The organism is Sphingomonas sp. LY29, assembly GCF_035593985.1.
GTDB lineage: Bacteria > Pseudomonadota > Alphaproteobacteria > Sphingomonadales > Sphingomonadaceae > Sphingomicrobium.
On sequence record NZ_CP141587.1, the window covers coordinates 784,695 to 807,496 of the forward strand.

Annotated in this window: 30 protein-coding genes; 17 read left to right on the forward strand and 13 right to left on the reverse strand. The window is 64.1% G+C overall.

Translation table 11 applies throughout. From position 1 onward, the window contains the following. Window position 1: 1 nt before the first annotated feature. Entirely contained in the window at window positions 2-391 is a 390-nt protein-coding gene (locus tag SH584_RS03915) for a MerR family transcriptional regulator (protein WP_322842553.1), read from the reverse strand. A 117-nt stretch (window positions 392-508) separates the two neighbouring features. On the opposite strand from SH584_RS03915, the gene purF reads away from it, so the two are divergent. The 3 genes from purF (at window position 509) to SH584_RS03930 (ending at window position 3,177) form a co-directional block, all read left to right on the forward strand. Then, a complete protein-coding gene (purF, locus tag SH584_RS03920; protein ID WP_324808707.1) occupies window positions 509-1,957 on the forward strand; it encodes an amidophosphoribosyltransferase in 1,449 nt (482 codons plus the stop codon). Between the two features lie 12 nt (window positions 1,958-1,969). Next, a complete protein-coding gene (locus SH584_RS03925) occupies window positions 1,970-2,698 on the forward strand; it encodes an SDR family NAD(P)-dependent oxidoreductase (RefSeq protein WP_324808708.1) in 729 nt (242 codons plus the stop codon). 140 nt (window positions 2,699-2,838) lie between these two features. Further along, window positions 2,839-3,177: a hypothetical protein gene (locus SH584_RS03930; protein ID WP_324808710.1), complete on the forward strand. Its 339-nt coding sequence runs from the start codon at window positions 2,839-2,841 to the stop codon at window positions 3,175-3,177. A 54-nt stretch (window positions 3,178-3,231) separates the two neighbouring features. On the opposite strand, the gene SH584_RS03935 is transcribed toward SH584_RS03930, so the two are convergent. The 8 genes from SH584_RS03935 to SH584_RS03970 all read right to left on the reverse strand — a co-directional run bounded on the left by SH584_RS03935 (window position 3,232) and on the right by SH584_RS03970 (window position 11,638). Then, on the reverse strand, window positions 3,232-4,479 hold the full coding sequence (locus SH584_RS03935; RefSeq protein WP_324808712.1) for a cyclopropane-fatty-acyl-phospholipid synthase family protein: 1,248 nt from the start codon (window positions 4,477-4,479) through the stop codon (window positions 3,232-3,234). Window positions 4,480-4,498: 19 nt separating this feature from the next. Beyond that, complete coding sequence (locus tag SH584_RS03940; protein WP_324808713.1) at window positions 4,499-5,857, reverse strand: cryptochrome/photolyase family protein; 1,359 nt, start codon at window positions 5,855-5,857, stop codon at window positions 4,499-4,501. Further along, window positions 5,854-6,822 carry a metal-dependent hydrolase gene (locus tag SH584_RS03945; RefSeq protein ID WP_324808715.1) on the reverse strand — a complete coding sequence of 323 codons (969 nt, stop codon included), beginning with the start codon at window positions 6,820-6,822 and terminating at the stop codon, window positions 5,854-5,856. Before SH584_RS03945 ends, SH584_RS03940 begins: the two co-directional genes overlap by 4 nt. Before the next feature lie 2 nt (window positions 6,823-6,824). Then, window positions 6,825-7,490 (reverse strand): spermidine synthase, encoded by a 666-nt coding sequence (locus SH584_RS03950; RefSeq protein WP_324808717.1) that lies wholly within the window; start codon window positions 7,488-7,490, stop codon window positions 6,825-6,827. Then, window positions 7,487-8,500, reverse strand: coding sequence for a 2-oxoacid:ferredoxin oxidoreductase subunit beta (locus SH584_RS03955; RefSeq protein WP_324808718.1), 1,014 nt, complete (start codon window positions 8,498-8,500; stop codon window positions 7,487-7,489). The genes SH584_RS03950 and SH584_RS03955 overlap by 4 nt, the downstream gene beginning before the upstream one ends. Further along, window positions 8,497-8,631 (reverse strand): hypothetical protein, encoded by a 135-nt coding sequence (locus SH584_RS03960; RefSeq protein WP_322842562.1) that lies wholly within the window; start codon window positions 8,629-8,631, stop codon window positions 8,497-8,499. The genes SH584_RS03955 and SH584_RS03960 overlap by 4 nt, the downstream gene beginning before the upstream one ends. Before the next feature lie 2 nt (window positions 8,632-8,633). Next, window positions 8,634-10,514 (reverse strand): 2-oxoacid:acceptor oxidoreductase subunit alpha, encoded by a 1,881-nt coding sequence (locus SH584_RS03965; RefSeq protein WP_324808721.1) that lies wholly within the window; start codon window positions 10,512-10,514, stop codon window positions 8,634-8,636. An 89-nt stretch (window positions 10,515-10,603) separates the two neighbouring features. Continuing rightward, a complete protein-coding gene (locus SH584_RS03970; RefSeq protein ID WP_324808723.1) occupies window positions 10,604-11,638 on the reverse strand; it encodes a phytanoyl-CoA dioxygenase family protein in 1,035 nt (344 codons plus the stop codon). A 112-nt stretch (window positions 11,639-11,750) separates the two neighbouring features. Here SH584_RS03970 and SH584_RS03975 point away from each other — a divergent pair, with 112 nt between their 5' ends. The 6 genes from SH584_RS03975 to SH584_RS04000 all read left to right on the forward strand — a co-directional run bounded on the left by SH584_RS03975 (window position 11,751) and on the right by SH584_RS04000 (window position 16,830). Continuing rightward, window positions 11,751-12,410 (forward strand): hypothetical protein, encoded by a 660-nt coding sequence (locus SH584_RS03975; RefSeq protein WP_324808724.1) that lies wholly within the window; start codon window positions 11,751-11,753, stop codon window positions 12,408-12,410. 48 nt (window positions 12,411-12,458) lie between these two features. Continuing rightward, window positions 12,459-12,929, forward strand: a complete 471-nt coding sequence (locus tag SH584_RS03980) for an RNA pyrophosphohydrolase (protein WP_324808726.1) — start codon at window positions 12,459-12,461, stop codon at window positions 12,927-12,929. A gap of 28 nt (window positions 12,930-12,957) precedes the next feature. Further along, window positions 12,958-14,169 carry a hydrolase gene (locus SH584_RS03985; protein ID WP_324808727.1) on the forward strand — a complete coding sequence of 404 codons (1,212 nt, stop codon included), beginning with the start codon at window positions 12,958-12,960 and terminating at the stop codon, window positions 14,167-14,169. Continuing rightward, on the forward strand, window positions 14,166-15,182 hold the full coding sequence (locus SH584_RS03990) for an arginine N-succinyltransferase (protein ID WP_324808729.1): 1,017 nt from the start codon (window positions 14,166-14,168) through the stop codon (window positions 15,180-15,182). The genes SH584_RS03985 and SH584_RS03990 overlap by 4 nt, the downstream gene beginning before the upstream one ends. Further along, on the forward strand, window positions 15,182-16,438 hold the full coding sequence (locus SH584_RS03995) for an N-succinylarginine dihydrolase (protein WP_324808731.1): 1,257 nt from the start codon (window positions 15,182-15,184) through the stop codon (window positions 16,436-16,438). Before SH584_RS03990 ends, SH584_RS03995 begins: the two co-directional genes overlap by 1 nt. A 77-nt stretch (window positions 16,439-16,515) precedes the next feature. Then, on the forward strand, window positions 16,516-16,830 hold the full coding sequence (locus SH584_RS04000) for a hypothetical protein (RefSeq protein ID WP_416385168.1): 315 nt from the start codon (window positions 16,516-16,518) through the stop codon (window positions 16,828-16,830). Here SH584_RS04000 and SH584_RS04005 read toward each other — a convergent pair. After that, window positions 16,787-17,131: a hypothetical protein gene (locus SH584_RS04005; protein ID WP_324808734.1), complete on the reverse strand. Its 345-nt coding sequence runs from the start codon at window positions 17,129-17,131 to the stop codon at window positions 16,787-16,789. The genes SH584_RS04000 and SH584_RS04005 overlap by 44 nt on opposite strands. Before the next feature lie 103 nt (window positions 17,132-17,234). Next, window positions 17,235-17,465: a hypothetical protein gene (locus tag SH584_RS04010; protein WP_322842572.1), complete on the reverse strand. Its 231-nt coding sequence runs from the start codon at window positions 17,463-17,465 to the stop codon at window positions 17,235-17,237. Between the two features lie 207 nt (window positions 17,466-17,672). Between SH584_RS04010 and SH584_RS04015 the strand changes: the two genes are divergently transcribed. Then, window positions 17,673-17,831, forward strand: a complete 159-nt coding sequence (locus SH584_RS04015; protein WP_322842573.1) for a hypothetical protein — start codon at window positions 17,673-17,675, stop codon at window positions 17,829-17,831. Between the two features lie 108 nt (window positions 17,832-17,939). Next, the gene (locus tag SH584_RS04020) at window positions 17,940-18,779 is read left to right on the forward strand and encodes an outer membrane protein (RefSeq protein WP_322842574.1); all 840 of its coding nucleotides are present in this window, start codon (window positions 17,940-17,942) and stop codon (window positions 18,777-18,779) included. Window positions 18,780-19,001: 222 nt separating this feature from the next. Here the strand turns inward: SH584_RS04020 and SH584_RS04025 are convergent, their stop codons facing one another. Together SH584_RS04025 and SH584_RS04030 are read right to left on the reverse strand one after the other, a co-directional pair. Continuing rightward, window positions 19,002-20,099 (reverse strand): tyrosine-type recombinase/integrase, encoded by a 1,098-nt coding sequence (locus SH584_RS04025; protein WP_324808737.1) that lies wholly within the window; start codon window positions 20,097-20,099, stop codon window positions 19,002-19,004. Further along, window positions 20,096-20,686: a hypothetical protein gene (locus tag SH584_RS04030; protein WP_324808739.1), complete on the reverse strand. Its 591-nt coding sequence runs from the start codon at window positions 20,684-20,686 to the stop codon at window positions 20,096-20,098. Before SH584_RS04030 ends, SH584_RS04025 begins: the two co-directional genes overlap by 4 nt. A 103-nt stretch (window positions 20,687-20,789) precedes the next feature. Between SH584_RS04030 and SH584_RS04035 the strand changes: the two genes are divergently transcribed. From SH584_RS04035 to SH584_RS04060, 6 genes are all read left to right on the forward strand, one after another. Then, entirely contained in the window at window positions 20,790-20,963 is a 174-nt protein-coding gene (locus SH584_RS04035) for a helix-turn-helix domain-containing protein (RefSeq protein WP_324808740.1), read from the forward strand. A 65-nt stretch (window positions 20,964-21,028) separates the two neighbouring features. Then, the gene (locus SH584_RS04040; RefSeq protein ID WP_324808741.1) at window positions 21,029-21,310 is read left to right on the forward strand and encodes a hypothetical protein; all 282 of its coding nucleotides are present in this window, start codon (window positions 21,029-21,031) and stop codon (window positions 21,308-21,310) included. Beyond that, window positions 21,307-21,621, forward strand: a complete 315-nt coding sequence (locus SH584_RS04045; protein WP_324808743.1) for a hypothetical protein — start codon at window positions 21,307-21,309, stop codon at window positions 21,619-21,621. The genes SH584_RS04040 and SH584_RS04045 overlap by 4 nt, the downstream gene beginning before the upstream one ends. After that, window positions 21,621-21,833, forward strand: a complete 213-nt coding sequence (locus SH584_RS04050; protein WP_324808745.1) for a hypothetical protein — start codon at window positions 21,621-21,623, stop codon at window positions 21,831-21,833. Before SH584_RS04045 ends, SH584_RS04050 begins: the two co-directional genes overlap by 1 nt. Next, window positions 21,833-22,045, forward strand: coding sequence for a hypothetical protein (locus tag SH584_RS04055; protein WP_324808746.1), 213 nt, complete (start codon window positions 21,833-21,835; stop codon window positions 22,043-22,045). Before SH584_RS04050 ends, SH584_RS04055 begins: the two co-directional genes overlap by 1 nt. After that, window positions 22,038-22,724: a hypothetical protein gene (locus SH584_RS04060; protein WP_324808748.1), complete on the forward strand. Its 687-nt coding sequence runs from the start codon at window positions 22,038-22,040 to the stop codon at window positions 22,722-22,724. The genes SH584_RS04055 and SH584_RS04060 overlap by 8 nt, the downstream gene beginning before the upstream one ends. The last annotated feature ends 78 nt before the right edge of the window (window positions 22,725-22,802 follow it).

Consider the following 22,802-nt stretch of genomic DNA (forward strand, 5'->3'; position numbering starts at 1 on the left):
ACTATTCGCTTTCCTGGCTGCGTTCGCCGCCCAACAGGGCGATGAATTCATTGAGTTCGGTGATGGTGGCATCGATATCGACCCGCTGCCGCTCCAGCGCATCGACCTGCTGCTGGCAGCGTTCAATCGTCTTCAGGCGCTGGGTCTGGCGGCCGTCGCCAAGGTCGTAGAGGTCGAGCAGTTCCTTAATGTCGGCCAGGCTCAGGCCGACGCGCTTGCCGCGCAAAATCCAAGCCAGTCGCGCTCGGTCACGGTCGGAGTAGAGACGCTGAGTTCCCCGCCGCTCGGGCGCGATCAGCGCTTCATCCTCATAGAAACGCAGCGCCCGTGCGGTGACGGAAAACTCATCGCAAAGGTCGCCGATCGAATAGTGGCTCTTGGTGGCAAGCATAGAGAATTTAGTAGTTTACGTTTCCGTAAAGGTCAATCGCCTCCGACGCTAAGCAAGACAACGGTGTGACACCCCGCTATAGGCCCGTCATCCCTGCCCCCGAAGGATTCGCGGCCGATGCTTACGACCGACCCGTTCGACGACGACAAGCTTCGCGAGGAGTGCGGCATCTTTGGCATCTGGGGTGCAGACAATGCCTCTGGGTTTGTCGCGCTAGGCCTTCATGCGCTTCAGCACCGCGGCCAGGAAGCGGCCGGCATCACCACCTATGACGGGCGCAACTTCCATTCGCACCGCGCGATGGGGCATGTCGCGGGAAGCTTCGATCGCGACGACATCATCCGCAAGCTGTCGGGTGCCGCCGGTATCGGCCACGTCCGCTACTCGACCAGCGGCGAGACCGCGCTCCGCAACGTTCAACCGCTCTTCGCCGAACTCGCGCAGGGCGGCTTCGCCGTTGCGCACAACGGCAATCTTTCGAACGCGATGACTCTTCGCGGTGCGCTCAACCGCCGCGGCTCGATCTTCCAGTCGACCAGCGACACTGAAGTCATCATCCATCTGGTCGCGACGTCGAGCTTCTCCGCACCGCTCGACCGGCTGACCGACGCGCTCGGTCAGGTCGAGGGTGCCTACTCGCTGCTGTGCCTGACGCCCGAAGGCCTCGTCGCCTGCCGCGATCCGCTTGGCATCCGGCCGCTGGTGATGGGCAAGCTTGGCGAAGCGACGATCTTCGCATCGGAAACCGTCGCGCTCGACGTGATCGGCGCGACCTATCTGCGCGATATCGAACCGGGCGAACTGGTCATCGTCAACGAAGCGGGCGTCCGCTCCTTCCGTCCATTCGCGAAGGCCAATCCGCGGCCGTGCATCTTCGAGCATGTCTATTTCTCGCGTCCCGACAGCGTCGCCGAGGGAAAGAGCGTCTACGAAGTGCGCAAGAACATCGGCGCGGTCCTATCCGAGGAAGCGCCGGTCGAGGCCGACTACGTCGTGCCGGTTCCCGATTCCGGCGTCCCCGCCGCGATCGGGTTCAGCCAGGCGTCGGGCATTCCGTTCGAACTCGGCATCATCCGCTCGCACTATGTCGGCCGCACCTTCATCCAGCCCAGCCAGGAAGTGCGCCATCTCGGCGTCAAGCTGAAGCACAACGCCAACTCGGCGCTGATCAATGGCAAGCGCATCGTCCTGATCGACGATTCGATCGTTCGGGGCACGACCTCGGTCAAGATCGTCCAGATGATGCGCGATGCCGGCGCAAAGGAAGTCCACCTGCGCATCGCCTCGCCGCCGACCAAGCACAGCTGCTTCTACGGAGTGGACACGCCCGAGCGCGCGAAACTCCTCGGCGCGCAGATGAGCGTCGAGAAAATGGCGAAGTATATCAATGCCGACAGCCTCGCCTTCATCTCGATCGACGGGCTGTATCGCGCGATGGGCGACACGCGTAACTCGACGACGCCGCAGCGCTGCGATGCCTGCTTCACCGGCGACTACCCCACCACGCTCACCGACTGCGACGTCGACGGCAAGCCGCGCGTCCTGTCGCTGGTCGCCAGCCGCTAACACGAGGATTTTATGACCGACACGAAGCCGTACGAAGGCAAACTTGCGCTCGTGACGGGAGCAAGCCGCGGCATCGGTGCCGCTACCGCCGAAGCGCTCGCCGCCGCCGGTGCGCACGTCATCCTGACCGCTCGCGGGACCGCCGCGCTCGAACAGGTAGAGGAACGGATCCACGCCGCGGGCGGCAAGGCGACCATCGCGCCGATGGACCTCAACGACGGGGACAGCATCTCCAAGCTCGCGCAGGCCGTCGCCGATCGCTGGAGCAGCCTCGACCTGCTCGTGCTCAACGCGGCGATGCTTGGCAGCCTGTCGCCGGTCGAACATCTGGACCAGAAAGAATTGGAGCGGGTCTTCAAGCTCAACGTCCTCGCGAACCAGGCCCTGATCGCGGCGTTCGATCCCATGCTGCGCCGGGCCGAGCGCGCCGATGTCGTCGGAATCAGTTCGTCGGTCGGCGAAACACCGCGCGCGTTCTGGGGTGGTTACGGCGCGTCCAAGGCAGCGTTCGACACGATGCTGGGCGCTTATGCCGACGAGACGGCCCATGCCGGAAAGCTGCGCGTCCTGATCGTCGATCCAGGCGCAACGCGGACGCGCATGCGGCAATTGGCCTTCCCGGGAGAAGAACCGAGCACGCTGAAAGCGCCTGAGGAAGTGGCGACTTCGATCCTGACGATGCTGGCAAGCGGCTTGCCGACGGGAGCCCGTCACCAAGTCAGTGAAGCTGTTTCGAATTAACTTGAATCAATAACGGTTGAGCGTTTCGGCGGCATCCGCAACGATCTACCCGCGTTTGAGCCTCTTCGCGAAACCCGCATACTCCGCCCGGAGACGTCCTCCGGACGCGGCATGCGCTTTCGACTGTAAGGAGTAGGCTTATGCGTAGATATATGATCGCCGGCGCCCTCGCGCTTGGAACCGTCGCTCTCACCCCGGCGGCCGCACAGGTTCAGGTCCCGAGCGGACTCGTCAATGTCACGGTTGGCGACGTGATCCTGAAGGACATCCTGACCGACGTCGAAGTGAAGGCACTCAACGACCTCGACGTGCTCAACAACAACCAGATTCAGGCGCAGGTGCCGATCGGCGTCGCAGCCAACGTCTGCGGCGTCAGCGCGGCCGTCCTCGGCAAGGCCGGCACGGCTGCGGCGTGCGACGCCAAGAGCGGCAGCCAGGCGCTCGCTCAGCAGGTGCGCAAACAGTATCTGAAGAAGTAACGCGACATAAATCGCGAAAGAATGGCGCGGCCCGGTCGATCCGGGTCGCGCCTTTTACGTTCGAATCATCGTCACCTGCGCGACATCGATGCCGCGCCCGCGGAAGCCGCCTTCGCAATACATCAGATAATAGCGCCAGAGATTGTGAAATGCCTCGTCGAATTCTTCGAGCTGACCCGCCGCGACCGCGGCGTCATAGCGACGGCGCCATTCGAGCAGGGTTTCGGCATAGTCGCTCCCGAAGCCGTTGCGATCGTCCCATGAAAGGTCCCGACCGCGCGCGAGCGCTTCGAAACGGGGCTCGTCGATCAGCATTCCGCCCGGGAAGATGTACGCCTGAATGAAGTCCGCGCTCTTGGCATAATCGTCGAACAGGCGGTGGTCGATGCTGATGAACTGAAGTGCGGCGTGCCCACCCGGCCTGAGGTTCCTCGCGATGCAATCGAGATAGTCGGGCCAATAACGCTGGCCCACCGCCTCGACCATTTCGACCGAGGCGACAGCGTCGAACCGTTCGTCGATCGCGCGATAGTCCTGCAGGCGAATGTCGATCCGGTCGGACAGCCCTGCCTCGGCAATCCGCTCGTCCGCCCAGGCCTTTTGTTCGGTCGACAGGGTCAGCCCGACGACGGTTGCGCCGCGCCTCGCCGCCTCGATCGCCAGCGTCCCCCATCCACAACCGATCTCCAGCAGCCGGTCGCCGGATTTCAGATTGAGCCGGTCGAGCAGCGCGCCGATCTTGGCTTGCTGGGCGATTTGCAGATCCTGCCCCGGCACTCCGAAGCGGGCGCTTGAGTAGGTCATCGTCGGATCGAGCCAGGCCGCGTAAAAATCATTGCCGAGGTCATAGTGCGCGGCGATGTTCTGCCGCGCCTTGACCGGCGCATTGTCGCGGAGGCGGTGAGCGATCGCATTCACTATCCGCATCGGCCCCTTGGCACGGGCAAGGTCACCGAGCGCGACCGCGTTCGCCATGAACAGCTCGAATAGTGGCACCGGATCGGGCGAGGTCCATTCGCCCGCCGCCCACGCCTTGTACCAGCCGACCGACCCCGAGGTCGCGAGACGGACGAGGCCCATCCAGCTTCGCAGGTGGACGACCGCAACAGGGCCCGGGGCATGGAAGCCGACGCGGCGCTTCGATCCGTCGGGCAAGGTGGAGTCGATCCCGCCGATCGCGAGCCGATCGTGCAACTGGTCGACCAGTCGCGCGAACAGCGGTGCGACCAGCCAGCCGACGATCCCCGGCCCGGTCGCGAACGCGCGATCGGCGCGGACCAGATGTTGCCCCCTCGATGCCATGCCGCGACCTATTCCCGCCTCACCGAGTCTTGGCAAGCGCCGCCAGCGCCCGTTCTCGCGCCTCGCGGTGGCCGACGATCTTGACCGGATAGTCGCCGCGGCGGTCGTCGGGCGGATCGTGGATGTGCTCGTCATCCAATCGCGCAAGTTCCGGCACCCACTCCCGGACATAGTCCGCCGCGTCGAACTTCTCCGACTGGGTGAGCGGGGCCATGATCCGGCTGAACAGGCTGGCGTCGACGCCGGTGCCGGCGACCCACTGCCAGTTGGTGCTGTTGTTGCCGTAGTCGGCGTCGATCAGGCAGTCCCAAAACCAGCGCTCGCCCTCGCGCCAATCGATCAGCAAATGCTTCACGAGGAAGCTCGCGGTGATCATCCGCACGCGGTTGTGCATCCAGCCGCTCGTCCAGAGCTGCCGCATCCCCGCATCGACGATCGGGTAGCCCGTCCGCCCCTGCTGCCACGCGCGCAACTCGGCGGGGGCCTTTCGCCAAGGCAGCGCATCATATTTGTCGCGCCCGTTGGTCCGACCATATTCAGGGAATTGCAGAATCAAATTCTGCGCGAAGTCGCGCCAGCCGATCTCGCTGAGGAAAGTGCCGACCGTGCCGCGCCGACCGGACACCGCGTGCCACACCGTTGCCGGCGAAATCTCGCCAAAGTGGAGGTGCGGCGACAGGCGCGACGTGCCTTCGACCGAAGGCAAATTGCGTTGGCCGTCGTAATGCGACGCCTCCTCGCCAAAATCTTTGAGACGCTCAGCGGCGCCCGCTTCGCCCGGGGTCCAGTCGGATCCGAAGCCCTTCGCCCAGTCGGGCTTGGTCGGCAGCAGCGACCAGTCGGAAATGCGGTCGCTTTCGGCCCATTTTTCGGGAGACGCTAATTTACCCGGTGCGGGCTGGGCCTCCGGAGGCGGCATCTGCTGCGACAGGGCGCGCCAGAACGGCGTGTAGATCTTGTACAGCCCGCCGCTGCCGGTCGTCACGGTGCCGGGCGGGGCGAGGTAGTTGCCATCGTGAAGCTGCAGGTCGAGCGTCTCGGCCACCGCGCGCTCGGCATTGAGCCACCACGGCTCATAATGGTGGAGCCCGTGCACGCGCGTGGCACCGACGTCCTTTGCCACTTCCGAAAGTTCGGCCGCTGCCTTGCCCCGCCGGAGGATCAACCGCGAGCCGAGCTCCCGCAGGTCGGCGTCGAGCGCCTCCAGGCTGTGATGCAGCCACCAGCGCGACGCGGCGCCCATTGCGCGATGTTTGGGGGTGTCGTCGTCGAGCACATAAACGGGAATCACGGGTCCTTCGGCAGCCGCGGCGACGAAGGCAGCCTGATCGGCGAGCCTCAAGTCGCGACGCAACCAGACGATCGTCGGCGCGCTCATTTCGCAGGGCAGCCGGGGCCGCTAAGCGGGACGGTTGAGGTGCGCCCGAGCCGATTGTTCGCCGCCGTGTCGCCGTAGCGCGCATCGCCGACCTCGATCGTGGCCTTGCAACGTGAGCGGACGACACTGGCGATCGGCAGAACCGACCAGCGGAAGAAGGTTTGAAGCTCTCGATCGCCGCCCGCCGCCAGCCGAACCAACGGGTCGTCGATCCCCGGATCCTGGCAGGCACCGACGGCACTCATCCCGCCGCCCAGCGGATCGTAAGCGCTACGACGGTAGCAGCGGCCCTCGCGCCACACGAGGTCGCGCCGCCATGACAGGGCCGGCTGCGGCGAGGCGAAAAAGGCGTCGACCTCCCGGCCCCCCGCCCAGCGAACCGTTGCAGCTTCGGCCCGATCGCTGACGACGAGCTGAAGCGCGACATAGCCGAGCGCGATGGCGATCGCCGCCTGAACCGGACGGCGCCATGCCTTGTCACGCTTCTCGCGCCAACGTGACCAGGCGATCGATCCGGCGAGCAAGGTCCACAGCCACACGTCGATGATGAACAGCCCGTCGGCATGATACCAAGCGTTCGAAAGCGGCGACATCAGCTGGACCGAATAGGTGGTAAGCATGTCGAGCAGCGGGTGGGTCAGCGCACCGAGATAGCAAAGCGCAACCAGCCAGCCTGGGTGCATCGCCAGGCCGCTCTTGAACGGGGCGCCGCGCGAGACCTGCCATCGATCGAGCAGGATCAAGAGACCTGCGAGCAACGGCGGCATCAGCAGCACGCCGCCGACTAGCCCGTGCGTGAAACCGCGATGGGTCGCGAGCGGAAGCCACGGAACCCAGCCGAAGAAGACGTCGATGTCGGGCATGTTCGCACCGAGAATCAGCGCGGCCAGCCCCTTGCGCGTCTTGGTTTTGAGGCCCGCCTGTCCAAGCGCCCAGCCGGCGAGCGAATGCGTGAAATTATCCATCGCTAGATCCCGGCGAACCACAGATGATGGCGCGGCCCCTTGCCGTTCTGGCGCGCACGAACGACCTGCTCCTCTACCCGGAAACCGGCCTCGCGAAGGCGGCGGGTGAAGGACGGGTCCTCTCCTGCCGACCAGATCGTCATGATCCCGCCGGGCCGAAGTGCAGCCCGAGCGGTGGCCAGGCCCAATGGCGAATAGAGGCGGTTGTTGGCGGTACGGACGAGGCCGTCCGGACCATTGTCGACGTCGAGCAGGATCGCGTCGTAGGCACCCTGCACTTCCGCAATCGCCTCGACGACATCGCCGATGCGGATCGTCACGCGCGGATCGTCGAGGCAGTCGCCGGTCATCGCTGCCATCGGCCCGCGCGCCCAGTCGAGGATGTCGGGTACAAGTTCGGCGACGGTCACTCTCCCTTTTGACGGGAGCATGGCGAGCGCGGCACGGAGGGTGAATCCCATGCCATATCCGCCGATCAGCAGGTTCGGCTCCGGCGCGCCGAGCCGATCGATCGTCATGGTTGCAAGCGCTTCTTCCGACCCGCTCATGCGCGTCGACATCAGCTCCTCGCGATCGACGAGAATCATGTGATCGCCGCCGCGGCGGTAGAGCCTCATCGTCTCGCCGCCGGGAATGTACGCCGTGCCGACGAGCTCGCGCGGGATCACTCGGCCCTCGGCTCCTTCTCGACCTGCCAGGTCTGACCCTGGCTGACGAGTTTCTGCAGGTCGGGGGTCTTGCCGGCAGCGATGGCGGCATTCTGCTCGATCACCGCACAGTCGAAGGTCGGCTTGGGATCGTCGTAAAGAACGCCGAGCGCGACCGGGAAGACGTCACCCGGCATTTCGACCAGCATGTGCGCGATCCCGCGATTTTTCGGATCGTGGACAATCACCTCATCGCTGTCGCCGTTGACGACTTTCAGCGTCAGCCGCTCGACGTCGAGCGCGATTCCCTTCGTGCCTCCCGCGAACAGCATCTTCTCGCCGGGCTTGAGCCATAGCTGCTTCTCGGCGGCGACGCCCTTGTCGGTGAACGGCGCGAACACGTTGTCATTATAGACGACGCAATTTTGGAAGATCTCGACGAAGCTGGCGCCGCGATGGGCGTGCGCTGCCTTGAGCACGTCGGGGAGGTTCTTGTGCACGTCGATCCCGCGCGCCACGAACCGCGCACCCGAGCCGAGCGCGAAGGCGCAAGGGTTGGCGGGACTGTCGACCGACCCGAACGGCGTCGAGGGCGACCGCGTCCCGATGCGCGAGGTCGGGGAGTACTGACCCTTGGTCAGGCCGTAAATCTCGTTGTTGAACAGCAGTAGCTGGCAATCGAGGTTGCGGCGCAGCAGGTGCATCGTGTGATTGCCACCGATGCTGAGCGCGTCTCCGTCGCCGGTGATGATCCACACGTCGAGTTCGGGATTGGCGAGCTTCACTCCGGTCGCGACCGCGCAGGCGCGGCCGTGGATCGTGTGGAAGCCGTAACTTGCCATGTAATAGGGAAAACGACTGGAGCAGCCGATCCCGCTGACGAACACCGTCTTCTCGCGCGCGGTGCCGAGGTCGGGCATCGTGCGCTGTACTGCCTTGAGGACCGCATAGTCGCCGCAGCCGGGGCACCAGCGGACTTCCTGGTCCGACGCCCAATCCTTGGCGGTGGTGATCTTGGTCACCTCATTCATACCAAATATCCGTTGAACCAGAGGTAGAGGAAAACGACGACGACGAGCATCGCGATCAGGGGCCAGGCGTTGATTGGCTTGAGCGGAGGCTGCTCTTTGCGCGTGCCCGGATTTCGCGGCGTGTAGGCCATGGCTATGCCAATGCCTCGGCGATCGCCGCGTCGATCTCGGCGATGGTGAAGGGCTGGCCGCTGACCTTGTTGACCGGGCGAGCGTCGACAAGAAATGCATCGCGAAGCATCGTCTTCAGCTGCCCCGTATTCATCTCGGGAACGATGACCCGCTCATAGCCGCGCAGCAGGTCGCCAAGATTGGCCGGGAACGGCGCGATGTGGCGAATGTGGATGTGGGCAACGTCGAGCCCGCGCATACGGGCGCGCCGCACGGCCTGGTGAATGGGGCCATATGTTGAGCCCCAACCGACAACCGCAAGCTTGCCCGACGAATTGCCGAGGCAGACCTCCTGTTCGCCGATCGAATTGGCGATGCCCGCGACCTTCGCCGCGCGGACGCGGGTCATTTCGGCGTGGGCTTCGGGCGAATAGTCGATGTTGCCGCTGCCAGGCGCCTTCTCGATCCCGCCGATGCGATGCTCAAGCCCGACGGTGCCGGGCTTGATCCAGGGCCGCGCCAGTTCCTCGTTGCGCGCGAACGGCAGGACGGGCGTGCCCGGCTCCTGCTCCGGCGCGAAGCTGACCGGGAATGGTGCGTATCCCGACATGTCGGGCACCTTCCACGGCTCGGCCGCATTGGCGATGTAGCCGTCGGTCAAAAGCAGCACGGGCGTCATGTAGCGAACCGCGATACGGCACGCCTCGATTGCGCAATCGAAAGCGTCGGCGGGCGAACGCGCCGCGATCACTGGGATCGGCGCATCCCCGTTGCGGCCATAGACGGCCTGATAAAGATCGGACTGCTCGGTCTTGGTCGGAAGCCCGGTCGATGGCCCGCCACGCTGCGAGTTGACGATGACCAGCGGCATTTCGGTCATCACCGCAAGGCCCATCGCCTCGCCCTTGAGCGCGATCCCCGGACCGGAAGACGAGGTGACGCCCAGCTGTCCGGCGTAGCTCGCGCCGATCGCGGCGCAGATCGCTGCGATCTCGTCCTCCGCCTGAAACGTGGTGATCCCATATTCCTTAAGACGGCTGAGGTGATGCAGGATCGCCGACGCCGGCGTGATCGGATAGCCGCCGAAGAACATCGGCAGGCCCGCCAGTTGCGCGCCCGCGACCAGCCCGACCGACAGCGACTCGGCACCGGTCACCGTGCGATAAAGCCCCGGTTCGGCCGGCGCGGCGGCGATGTGATGCTGGCTGATATGCGCGCCGATCTCGACCGTCTCGCCATAGGCGTGACCGGCGTTGAGCGCGGCGATGTTGGCTTCGGCAAGCTCGGGCTTCTTAGCGAACTTGGAATTGAGCCAGTCGACGATCGGCTGGCGGTCGCGGTCGAACATCCACAGCGCAAGGCCGAGCGTCCACATATTCTTGCAGCGAAGCGCTTCCTTGTTGCCAAGCCCAAACGGCTTGACCGCATCGAGCGTCAGCTGACTGATGTTGAAGCGCACCAAGTTCCAGCGGGCGAGGCTGCCATCGTCGAGCGGGCTTTGGTCGTAGCCCGCCTTGGCAAGGTTGCGCGCGGTGAATTCGCCCTCGTCAGCGATGATCAGGCCGCCGTCGCGAAGCGCCTTCACGTTCACCTTCAGCGCGGCCGGGTTCATCGCCACGAGCACGTCAGGCTGGTCGCCCGCAGTCTCGATCGCGGTCGACCCGAAATTGATCTGGAAGGCCGAGACGCCGAACGTCGTCCCCTGCGGGGCACGGATTTCGGCGGGGAAGTCGGGGAAGGTGGCAAGGTCGTTGCCCGCCAGAGCGGTGGACAGCGTGAACTGCCCCCCGGTTAGCTGCATCCCGTCGCCACTGTCGCCGGCGAAACGGACGACCATCGCCTCCATCGGTGGGTGCGCGTTGGCTTCTTCGGGGGTCAGCAGGTGGGTCGCCGACTGGGTCATGCGGGTCCTTAATTCATCGAGAAACTGTGGTTGACCTCCCCCTTACGACTGTGGGCAAACCGATGCCAGTGCCGATGCGCAACCGATCGTCACGGATCGATTGGCCGACGGAGGCCGACGGGGCGCCAATGCTGGACCATGACCTTTCGAGCCGACAGCCAGTCGACCGCCCGGCCGAGCCATTCTGCTCGTCGGAAGGCGATGGGGCCCAAGGAAAGGAGGTCGAAGCCGGTCCAGGGAAGGAAGGGCGTGCGGCGACAATAGGCCCATAGTTCGACGCGGGTGGTCGGACGGGTGGAGTCGGCGCGGGCGTGAAAACCGCTGGTGTCGATGGCAACCAGCGTATTGGCCGGGACGGCGAAATGGGTCGGCGCCGGAAGGCCAAGGTCGGCCAGTTCCTCGGGCGCAATTCGAAACGATCCGCGACGCGACAGATGGTTGGCATCGTCGTGGATCGCCACGCTCTTCGCATGCTCCCATGCCGCTCTTGCCTCGGTAAAGCGATGCGACCCCGCGACGTAGGTCAGCGGTCGGTCTTCTTCTCCGACGTCGGTCAGGAAAAGCCACGCCTTGAGCGAGGGATGGAAGGTATCGGCGTGGAGTTGCAATTGGGGATCGGGAGGCCCCTGCTCGATCCCACCGAAGACGGACTGGATGTAGTAGAGCGGCTTGGATCGGGTGCTTGCCACATAAGCCATGATACCGGTCCAGCGCGGGCTTTCGATCAATTCCCGCAAGACGGGAAAGCGCTGCAGGAATTCCGGTCCCACGGGAATGCGCCGAGTGATCGTGTCGCCTTGCTGATGCGCTCGCGACGGCAAGCGACTTCCGAACAGGTCGGACTGGAGACGCGTGAACTCGTCCGGAGCAAGCACGTCGCGGACGACGATAAAGCCATTGCGGTCGAACTCGGCACGCAAATGATCCGGCACCAAACTTGCCAGCTTCGCCCTTCGACGATCCGCCATGACATGGGCCAGCCGCTTGCGCCGCTGATGCAGTCCCGCCGCGTTAAGCCGGGACGATCCAAGGATGGGGTTGTCCGCGAAGCTCTTAGCACCGGTAAGCAGCGCCAATAGCCACCAGGGCGAACGCCACCATTTCATGACTCCGCCACGGTCCATGGCCTCGAAGTAAGCGCGGGATGATGCCGTCGCAATCGAAACTCGCGTCGATTTGCGTCGAATAAGTACTTCAGTGGTTGAGCGGATGAAGGGGACGACGTTCATGCGGGGAATGGATTTTTCAAGCTGGCAGGGCATCCTGTCGACCGTCCTCGGCCTCGCGCTCATCACGCTGATCGGCGTCGGTGTGCGCTTGCTGGCGATGTACACGATCCAGCAACGCCGCGAGCGGGAGAACCGCCAGATCAACGAGCGGCTGAAGACGCTGATCGCCGCCTATAAAGTGCTTGGCGGGTCGTTCACCGGCGATTTGGCCGTCGATCCGACGCATCTTAGGCAACTGCGCGAGCGCGGCGATGATGTCGAAGCGACCGGCAGCGACCGGGCACGGCGGACCCGCGATGCGGTTGAAGCCGCGCTCTCCGACGTCATTCTGCTCGGCACCGACGAACAGGTGCGGCTGGCGGCCTCCGCAGCGCGTGAATTGGCGGAAGGCCGGCCGGTGCACACCGCCGAACTGGTGGTGTCGCTTCGTGACTTCGTCCGCAAGGCGCTGACCCTCGACCCCATCCCCACGAGCCTCGAGATCCCGAGACAGGGCCCGACCCGCCCCGCCTCGAGCGGCCGTGGCGGTGGCGGTCGCGAAGGCGGTGGTGGGGGTCGCGGCGGTGGTGGCGGCGGCGGCATGGCTGGAGGCGCCGGGATGGGCATGGGTATGGGACTCGGCCTCGGCGCGACCACGACCGACACGGCCGAGGACAAGACCGCCTGAGCCACCGATCGCTTTTCGGCCCCGACCGATTGCGCTAGTCCGGCGACCATGAACGACATTGCCAAGTACCGCCGCGGGGTCGGCATGATGCTGATCAACGCCGACAATCTGGTCTGGGTTGGCCGTCGCATCGATAACAAGGACGAGGCGTGGCAGATGCCGCAAGGTGGGCTCGACGCCGGCGAGGAAAGCTGGGCGGGCGCGTTGCGCGAGCTGGAGGAAGAGACTGGCGTTGCCCCAGCCCTGGTCGAGCAGATCGCCTGCCATCCTCAGCAACTGAAGTACGACATCCCCGACGCGATCGCCGCCAGATTGTGGAAGGGAAAGTGGAAGGGTCAGATCCAGGACTGGTACCTCGCCCGCTTCATCGGAACCGACGACGATATCGATATTGCCACCGATCATCCCGAGTTCAGCCACTGGCAATGGGTCGAGCCGCGGCTCCTTCCGGAGCTGATCGTTCCCTTCAAGCGCGACATGTACCGCGCTATTCTCGACGGGTTCGGGGAGTGGCTTTGATCCCGATCCCGCGCTAGGCAGCACCGCCATGGGGGAACTGACCAGCATCGAACGCGACTGTGTCGAGCAGGCGATGGCCGCCGACATGCTTCACCATGTCGAGAATTGGTCGGCGGTGAACAGCGGATCACGCAATCTGGACGGGTTGGCGACGATCGCGGCGCGCCTCGCCGGGGCCTTTTCCGACTTGCCGGGCGACCCGACGCTGGTCGCGCCGACGCCGGTCGACGCGGTGGATGCCGCCGGCAAGCGCTTCGAGGTTCGCCATGGGCGCAACCTGCATCACATCGTTCGGCCCAATGCGCCGGTGCAACTTTTGTTCACCGGGCACATGGACACGGTTTATGGCGTGGACCACCCTTTCCAAGATCTTCACTGGATCGAACGCGGCAAGGTCCTCGGCGGACCCGGGGTCGCCGACATGAAGGGCGGGCTGGCCGTGATGTTGGCCGCCTTGAAGGCGGTCGAGGCAAGCCCGCGGCGCGACGCGATCGGCTATGAAATCGTCATCAACAGCGACGAGGAAGTCGGGAGCCTTGGCTCCGCCGCGCTGATCGCGCAGGCGGCCCGCGGCAAGCGCGCCGCGCTGACTTACGAACCGTCGGCTCTCCCCGACGGAACACTGGCGGGCGCTCGTCCCGGCAGCGGCAATTTCGATTTTACGATCCGCGGCAAGTCGGCTCATGCCGGGCGCAACCCCGCAGACGGGCGGAACGCGTTGGTCGCCGCATCCGACCTCGCGCTTCGACTGTCGAAGGGCGTCCGCGCCGGCCTGTCGATCAACCCAGCGAAGATCGATGGCGGCGGGCCAAACAATGTCGTCCCCGACCTGGCGGTGCTGCGCGTGAACATGCGTCCCGCGACGCTTGACGATCAGGCGCGCGCACAAGCCCTCATCGACGAAGCGGTCGCGGCGATCATCGCCGAGCATGACGTCGCAGTCGATGTTCACGGACATTTCGCCCGCCCGCCCAAACCAATAACGCCGCCGCTGGAGAACCTGTTCGGGATCGTCCGCCAGGCTGGCGCCGACCTAGGTCAGTCGATCGACTGGAAGCCCACCGGCGGCGTCTGCGACGGCAACAACATCGCCGCGCAGAATGTGCCGGTGATCGACACAATGGGGGTCCGCGGCGGCGCGATCCATTCGAGGGAGGAATATCTGATCGTCGAAAGCCTTGCGGAGCGCGCCGCGCTGTCCGCGCTGACCATTTTGCGGCTTGCCGGGGAAGCGGCATGAGCTTTCGCATTCGCGCCGCCCGGCCCGACGATTTTCGAGCGCTCTACGACCTTGCCAAGCTGACCGGTGGCGGGTTCACCAACCTGCCCGCCGAGAAGGCGACGCTCGAAGCAAAGCTCGCACGATCCGAGGAAGGCTTTTCGCGCGACGGGCAGATGCCGGCCGACGACCTCTACATGTTCATGCTGGAAGATACCCGCAGCGGCGCGATCCGCGGGACGTGCCAGGTGTTCGGCCAGGTCGGCAACGATCGCCCCTTCTACAGCTATTTGATCTCGACCCTGACGCAGAAGAGCGCCGAACTCGGACGCATCTTCCGCAATCAGGCGCTGACGCTGACCACCGACCTCGAAGGGTCGAGCGAGGTGGGCGGCCTGTTCCTCCATCCGCAGGAGCGCGCCGGCGGGCTGGGCATGTTGCTCGCGCGGTCGCGCTATTTGTTCATCAAGCAGCACCGTCCCCGTTTCGGCGAAACCGTGCTGGCCGAGCTTCGCGGGGTGATGGATCAGGCCGGTCACTCCCCATTTTGGGATGCGCTGGGCGGACGCTTCTTTGGCATGACGTTCCCGGAAGCCGACGAATTCAACGCGGTCCACGGTACTCAGTTCATCGCCGACCTCTTCCCGAAGACGCCGATCTACATCGCCATGCTTCCCGAAAGCGCCCGCGCGGTCATCGGCCAGCCGCATCCCACGGGGCGAGCAGCGCTCAAGATGCTCGAGCATGAAGGCTTCATCTGGGACAGCTACGTCGACATCTTCGACGGCGGGCCCACGGTCACTGCCCGCACCGATCGGATCAAGACGGTGATGGAGGCCGAGTGGCTTCGGGTCGGCGGCGAAGTCCGCGGCGAGGCTTCGACGATGATGCTGGCGACCGGTACCGGCCGCGATTTCGTCGCTTGCTACGGCCAGGCCCGACGCAACGACCACGGCGATCTCGACATCGACGCCAAGGCGATGGACAATTTGGGTGTAGGACCGGGCGACCGGGTCCTCGCGGTGCCGCGCTGATGGCCATCGAAGAAATCAACTTCGACGGGTTGGTCGGGCCGAGCCACAATTATGCGGGTCTCAGCCTCGGCAACCTCGCCTCCGCGCGCAACGCCGGCGAAGTTTCCTATCCGAAGGCCGCGGCGCTTCAGGGCATCGACAAGATGCGCGCCAACCTTGCCCTCGGGCTGAAGCAGGGCGTGTTCGTCCCACCGCCTCGTCCGTCGCGAGGATGGCTCGACGCACTGGGCACGACGATCGAGACTGCCGAACCCGTGATCGCCGCCAATGCGATGAGCGCATCGTCGATGTGGGCGGCCAATGCGGCCACGATCAGCCCCGCCCCCGACACCGCCGACGGCCGATGTCACCTGACCGTCGCCAATCTGAAATCGATGCCGCACCGCAGCCACGAATGGCCGGCGACGCTGGCGCAGCTGCGCCTCGCCTTTGCGAACGACGCTTTTGCTGTTCACGGCCCCGTCCCGACCGCGTTCGGTGACGAGGGCGCGGCCAACCATATGCGACTGACTGCGTCCCACGGAGAGCCGGGACTTGAGGTCTTCGTCTATGGCGTGACTGGCGGTCCCTTCCCCGCTCGCCAGCATCTCGAGGCGAGCCGCGCTGTTGCCCGGCTACATCGCCTTGACCGCGATCGGACGCTGTTCGCTGCGCAGAGCGAGGAGGCGATCGCTGCCGGTGCTTTCCACAACGATGTCGTCGCGGTGGCGAATGGCCCGGTTCTCTTTGCCCACGAGCAGGCATTTGTTGACCGCGATGGGCTGGTCGCGGAACTCGCCGCCAAGGTCGATGGATTCGAGCTGGTCGAAGTCGCGTCATCGGACGTGCCGCTCGCCGACGCGATCCGGTCGTACCTGTTCAATTCGCAGCTCCTTACGCTGCCCGACGGCACGATGACTCTGGTCGCGCCCACCGAGTGCCGGGACACGCCGAGCGTTGCTGCGTGGATCGAGCGGCACTTGGCCTCCAATGGCGCGATCCGCCGGGTCGAGTTCGTAGACGTTCGCCAATCGATGGCGAATGGCGGCGGACCTGCCTGCCTTCGCCTGAGAGTGGCGTGCGACCCGTCCACGGTCGATCCGCGATTCCTGGTCGATCCCGCTTCGCTCGACCGGCTGTCCAAGCTGATCGACCGGCTTTGGCCAGCTGAGATTGCGATTGCGGATATTCAGTCGCCCACCCTCGTTCGCGAGATCGAGCAGGCCCGCAACTGCCTGCTCGAATTGTTGACATTGAACGAACTAACGTCGGGTTAATTGACAATTAACTGCTCTGGTTAAGACCAATTTGGCGGAACGCCGCGGTTGGCACGGCGTTTGCTTAACCAATGTCGATGCGTTCAAAGATTGCCCGGCTCTTCACGATCAAGACCCGCTTCGAGGCGTTCCTTGTCACATATGCGATTGCCGTCGGCGCGATCGAACGCGGCATCCACTATCAGCAAAGCTACCCGGGCTACGGCGGGGTCATTCTGGCGCTCGCCTGCCTCGGCGTTCCGTTCATTGCGGGTGCCAAATTGATCGACAGCGTAAAGCCGACGGTTGAGGCCAAGCCGATAGTCCGAGCTCCACTCCGCTCGGTGAGATATCGGGCGTCACGAGCCTTTAGTCGTAATCGACCCAAAGACCGCCGGACCGGTTGCGGTTAAGCGTTACCGTCGTCACCTCGCACAGATTGACGCCAGGGAAGGTTACCGCTTCCCCGCCAACCAAGGTTGCACGGATGTCGAAGGCGCAGTCCGGGTTGGCGAAGGCCACTGCCGTCCGCGAACCGTCGGCCGGATTGCCGCCGAGTGGCTGCCATGCACTCGTCCCGACACGCCGGACCGAAAGGGCACGGATGTCGCTTCCGGTTCGGTTGACCAATGTAAAATTGCCGGCATCGGCAAAGGCGGCCGTCGGGATCATCATCGCCACAAGCGCAGCGACGGCGAGGCTGAAGCGTCTCATCCCGCCAAGATAATGAAAGCCGCGCCCCGCTTCAAACCCACTTGTCGCGAAAGCGGCGCGCGCCCTCCCCGCTCTTTCAGGCGCGCGCCACCCGCTGCGCGACTTACGCCGCGAAGGCAGAATGGGATGGAGTCTTTGCACGGCGGTGAATGATCGCCGTCGCGGTCTGGCGATAGCTTTCCGACAGGGGCAAGGCGGTCGCGCAGAATCCGCATTCGGCCATCGACCGACCGACATACCAATGGGTGCGGCCGCAGCCCGGGCAATGGTTGACCTGATTGTCGCGATAGACGGCGTGATAGCCGCGGCGCGCCGGATCAAATTGGGTACCCACACTCAGCATATCGTCCTCCAATAGAGCGCGAACGAGCGACGAGTCGTTAGGTTTCGTCGATAAACCGTTTTCGAACATTTGTCACTTGCCGGCCACATGATCGTCCCAAGGCGGCACGGAAGGAGCCCTTCCCGCTTAACCATCCCTTTACCTTTGGATGTCAGATTTCCCGCCGTCGACGAGGGGGTCGATGGGGAGGACCGCGTCATGGAATCGAACCAGCGCTTCTACATGCGTCGCGCCGCCGAGGAGCGGACCGCCGCTCTTCGCTCGATGACCCCGCAGGCGCGCGACTGGCATCAAAAGCTTGCCCAGGATTTCGCTCGTCGCGCCACCGAGGGCGCCCCCATGGCGATGACCGCATAGGCGTCGATTCTCAGGGGCCAGAGGCTGCCCCACCGCGGCTTGGTAATTTTCCGTTAAATCTGTTATGCCCCCCGGCGATCATCTGATCGATCACAAGGGGGATAACCTATGACGAAGCGCTTGGGCTTGCTGCTGCTCGCCGGCACGATGATGGCGACGCCCGCCGTCGCACGCGATCGTTCGCTCTATGTCGGTATCGAAGGGGGCCTGATGGCCGCCAAGGATACGAAGTTCGATTATGAGGACGCAACCGTCGCCCTCGATAACGTGCTCGTCGTCGACCATAAGCTTGGTTACGACGTCGACGTCCTGTTCGGATATGACGCCGGCTACGCTCGCGCGGAACTGGAGCTCGGCTTCAAGCGCGCGTCACACAAGGATTACACGGCTCGTCTTCCCGATGGGGATGGCGGCATCGACGCCTTCACCGCAAGCGGCGACGGTCGCACGCGCTACGTCTCCATCATGACCAACCTGCTGCTCGACGTCGGAGACGAGAACGGCCTCAGCTTCTATGCGGGCCCGGGCGCCGGTTTCGCCTGGGGCAAGTATCGCTTCGACCTTGGCGATGGGTCGGGCACGACCAACCTGCGCGACGGCGGCGTCGCATGGCAGGCGATCGCGGGCGTTCGGTATGCGGTTTCGCCCAACATCGATATCGGGGCCAAGTATCGCTACTTCCGGCCGAGCACGGTGCGTGAGCGCGACGATGGCGCGGATATCGAGGGCAAGTTCAAGTCGCACTCGATCCTTGCCAGCCTGATCTACAATTTCGCGGATGCGGCCCCGCCGCCTCCCCCGCCACCGCCGCCGCTTCCGCCGGCGCCGCCGGTCCCGGCAACGCAGACCTGCCCGGACGGGTCGGTGATCCTGGCGTCGGACGTCTGTCCCCCGCCGCCCCCACCCCCGCCGCCGCCGCCGCCCGAGCCGGCACCCGAACGCGGCTGATCCCTGGCGACAGCAGAAAAGACGGCCCGAGGTGAAGACCTCGGGCCGTTTTCTTTGGAGATGGTCACGCATTGGCGAACACCCTGTGTCGCCGACTGCTAGATCAAAATGGAAAAATGGCGCGCCCGGAACGATTCGAACGTCCGACCCTCAGATTCGTAGTGTGGCGTTGCGCCCTAGAAAACCGCCAATAACGGATGCCGTGTTGCATCCATGTTGCGTCTAGCCGAGCAACTCGCGCTGCGCCGCCGCCGCCAATGCCGCGTCCCGGTCATCGTCTTTCAGCAAATGCCCGTAGCGGTCGATCGTCAGTTGGATCGAGCCATGTCCCATCCACGTCTGGAGGCGCTTCAGGTCGATGCCCTGATGAATCCAGGCGCTGGCCGCAGCGTGACGCAAGGCGTGGAGCCCGTACCGCTTAAGCTCGGCTTTCACGAGCATCGGAAGGAATTGCCGGGTCATGAAGTTCTTATAGTTCAGGACACCGCCACCAGCGGCGGGGAACACCAGATCCAGCTTGGAGATCGGACACCGCAGCTTCCACGCCTTCAACTCGGACACCAGCGCCGGCGGCAGGGGAACCGACCGATGCGCGGCCTCACTCTTGGGCAGGCCAATCTGGTCGAAGCGATCGGCGCGCTGGGTGACGGTGACGATCCCCTTCTTTAGATCGAGGTTGCGCCACACCAACCCGCGTAGTTCGGACGCGCGAAGCCCGGTGAAGATCGCTGTCATGACGAACGGGCGCAGTTCCGGCCCGCTGGCGTCCAGCATCGCCTTAAGCTCCACCTTGCTCGGGATCTCCACCTTGGACTTCTCGCGGGCGGCCTTTGGAAGCCTGACGCCCAAGGCGACGTTCTGCGCGACCAGCCCCCGGCCCTGCGCCTCTTTCAGTATCATCCGCAGATGATGGAGCGCTCGCGCCGCCGTGGGCCTAGAACGGCTCTCCAGCAGCTTGTCGGCGAATATCCGCACCGCTGGCATCGTTAGGCGACTAAGCCGCTCAGCGCCGATTAGCGGGGCGATATGGCGATCGAGGATGGCCCGATAATTGTCGACCGTGGCGCGCTCGCGATCATCGGCTTCCACACGGGCAATCCAAATGTCGCCGGCCTGCTTCACGGTGACGCTTTGACTATCGGCTGTGTGGACGCCCTGGCTCACTTGCCAAGCGGCTTGAGTCGACCACGCTTCGGCATCCTTTTTACGAGCGAACTGCTTGGCCCGCCGTTTCCCGCCGCTGTCGCGATAGTCGACGAGCCACGCCTGGCGCTCCTCGCCCTTACCGTCTGTCCAGACCCGCTTACGGATTGCGGTCACGTGGAGAGTCCCCACTCGACATAGGCTATGCTGACTTCCTCTTGCTGCTCGTCCACGACTTCCATCGTTGCTTCCACAAGGTCCCAACACATTTGAAAGAGATCGACGACTGCTAATCGGGGATGACCATAAACGTCGGAGAGGAAGCGCCTCTCGAGATCGGCAGGCGTTCCTATCATCACGGCAGTACGGGATTTTTCGAAGTCCCTGCCCTCGCGAAGATCAGTGAGTCCACGTGGGTCGAAGTACAGGAGAGTTTTGTTCTTCCTGAGGAGGCCGCCGCGGCCCTTGCTCGCGATGCGACGCATTTCTGGCAAGACGGCTGGCTCTGCCGACGACAAAAGCAGCACGATGCGTTCTGGCGTCATGCCCAGCTCTAAGAACTCGAACGCCACACCTAACATGATGACATGCTCCGGCTGATATTCGGCGGCTTTGCCCTTCCCAGTGTTCAAGCCATTCGGGAAACCGCGTCGCTGAAAGTCCTTTACGCGGGACTGAAGCGCGGAAACTTTCCCTTCCGAGACGCCATGGATCGTCGCAAGAATGGCACCGACTTGGGCGAAAGTTAGCGGAAAAACAGCCACATAGGCTCCGGAAGTGAGGATCGTCACTTTCTTGTTGCACGAAGGAGGCGGAAAGTCTAGGTAGTGGAAGTCGTCACTTCCACTATAACGGAGTACTTGGAAAATGCTTGCTGATGATCTTCTCGCCGGTGCCACGGCCGCCGCGGCGTACATCGGGGTGACCCCCCGCGCCGTTTATCATCTGGTCGAAGCCGGGAATCTCCCAGCGATCAAAAAGGGCCGTCGCCTCTACTTTCGCCGGTCTGAACTGGAAGCCGCGTTCCGCGCCGCCGCCTGAAACGAAACGACCCGCAACGAGGGGTCTAGCCTCGCTGCGGGTCATGCACTGGAAAGGAAACCAAAATGCATGATCGTGTTACCCAGATTTACGTTAAACCGCAACTGTCTCCTGCCCAAGTCGCCGCCTTCGCGAGCGCGTTGGGTGTGGTGGTCAATTCCTGCATTGAAGCGCTCGACATACTTGCCGGCGATGCTGACTTTGAGGCCAACGGCGACGAGCTAGACTTCAATCGGGCGGAAGACGACCACGGCGACTTCGCGGAGTACGCCGACGGCCCTGGCTGTGAATACGGCGACCCCGGCGGCTGTGAGCATGATGGCCGGGAATTGGAGTTGGGCCAATGAGCGGCCCCGATCCCCTCGCCGCCCTCGCCCAAGTCTGGACCGAACGCTGGATAGATCGTGGCGGCTTCCTCGTCGTCGATCCCGACTGCAATCGCGTCCAGGTCGGCATGTCGATGGACGCCCCCGAACATCACAAAGCGCATAGCGAAAGCCAACGCGAGTGGGTGGACGCTTACCACACCGGGCGCTGGCGCGAGCTTCAGGACTTCGTCGAGGCGGTCCCCGACCTTCGCGCCGCGCTGATTCACCACGTCGCTCTGCACGGTCACCGGTACGCCGATGGCACCACCATGATGACAGGAGGCCGCTAATGGCCCTTCGCCAACGCCGCGTCGACGCCTTCGCCAAATGGCTCGCCAAGGCCCCGCATCCCTTCCACCAGCAACCGGAGTTTCGCTTCTTCAAAGACTTGTCGCCCGAAGAATTCGATGCCGCCTGCGACATTATGGAGGCCGAGGGCGATCGACTTGAAGCCGAGGCGGTAGCACTACGCGATGCAGCCTCCAGCCGAGGTGAAGCGTGATGGACGCGCCCGCTCCCAAGGTGTTGCTGGCCGAGGCTGAAGACGGCATGGGCTATGCGGTGACGGTCCTGCCCGCCCAGGACGTGGGCCACGATCGTCAATTCACCAACTATCTGCAGGCGCGGACCTACGCCCGCCTGCTTCGCTTCGGACACGGCTGGCAGCTTGTCGATCGCTGTGACGAGCGGACGAGGAAGGCCGCTAATGGGTAGGGCCAAGCCCCAAGCGGCACACAAGGCTGACACGCGAGCGGCGGGCTGGGTGGGCCTGCCGCAAGCGGTGGCAGACTCCGCGGCCTATCTAACGCTGTCACCGCTGGAGCGTGGTGTTCTTTTAGAAATCCTTCGCCGCTTCAACGGCTACAATAACGGCGACATTGCCATCACCTATGAGGAGATTGGCGAGCGACTGAAGGGTGCGAACCGATGTCGCCTGAACAACGGGCGCATTGCGCTCGCGGTCGCGAAGCTGTGGGACCACGGACTAATCGATGAGCCGACCGAACAGTCGTGGGCGCAGCGTCGAGCAAGGCGCTATCGGCTCACATTTATCACGTCCGGCAAGGCCCCACCCTACCGCCAGGCGACGAACGAATATCTCAAGTGGACGCCCGCCAAAGCAAAAAACGACGGTAACACATCGTCACCAAGAGGTGCCCCAACTGGTGACGCAACATCACCACAGGGTCAAAGCGCTGGTGACGCCCAATCACCAAGCGGTTCAGAAATTCGCAGTTTTGCGTCGGAAGGTTCAGCCGTTTCTGGTGACGCCCGATCACTGGTTATATCTAAGCCATACCAAGGCCGGGAAGTTGGGGAAGCAGACCAACTTCAGAGCCCCTCTAAAAAATTGGCCCCCTCACCTGTCTCTGACAACAAGGAGGCCGCATGACCCAGCCAGTAGAGGCAGGGGGCCATGATCGCCTCCCCGTGAGCGATTCTCGCGACCGACACCCAACCAAACTTCGCG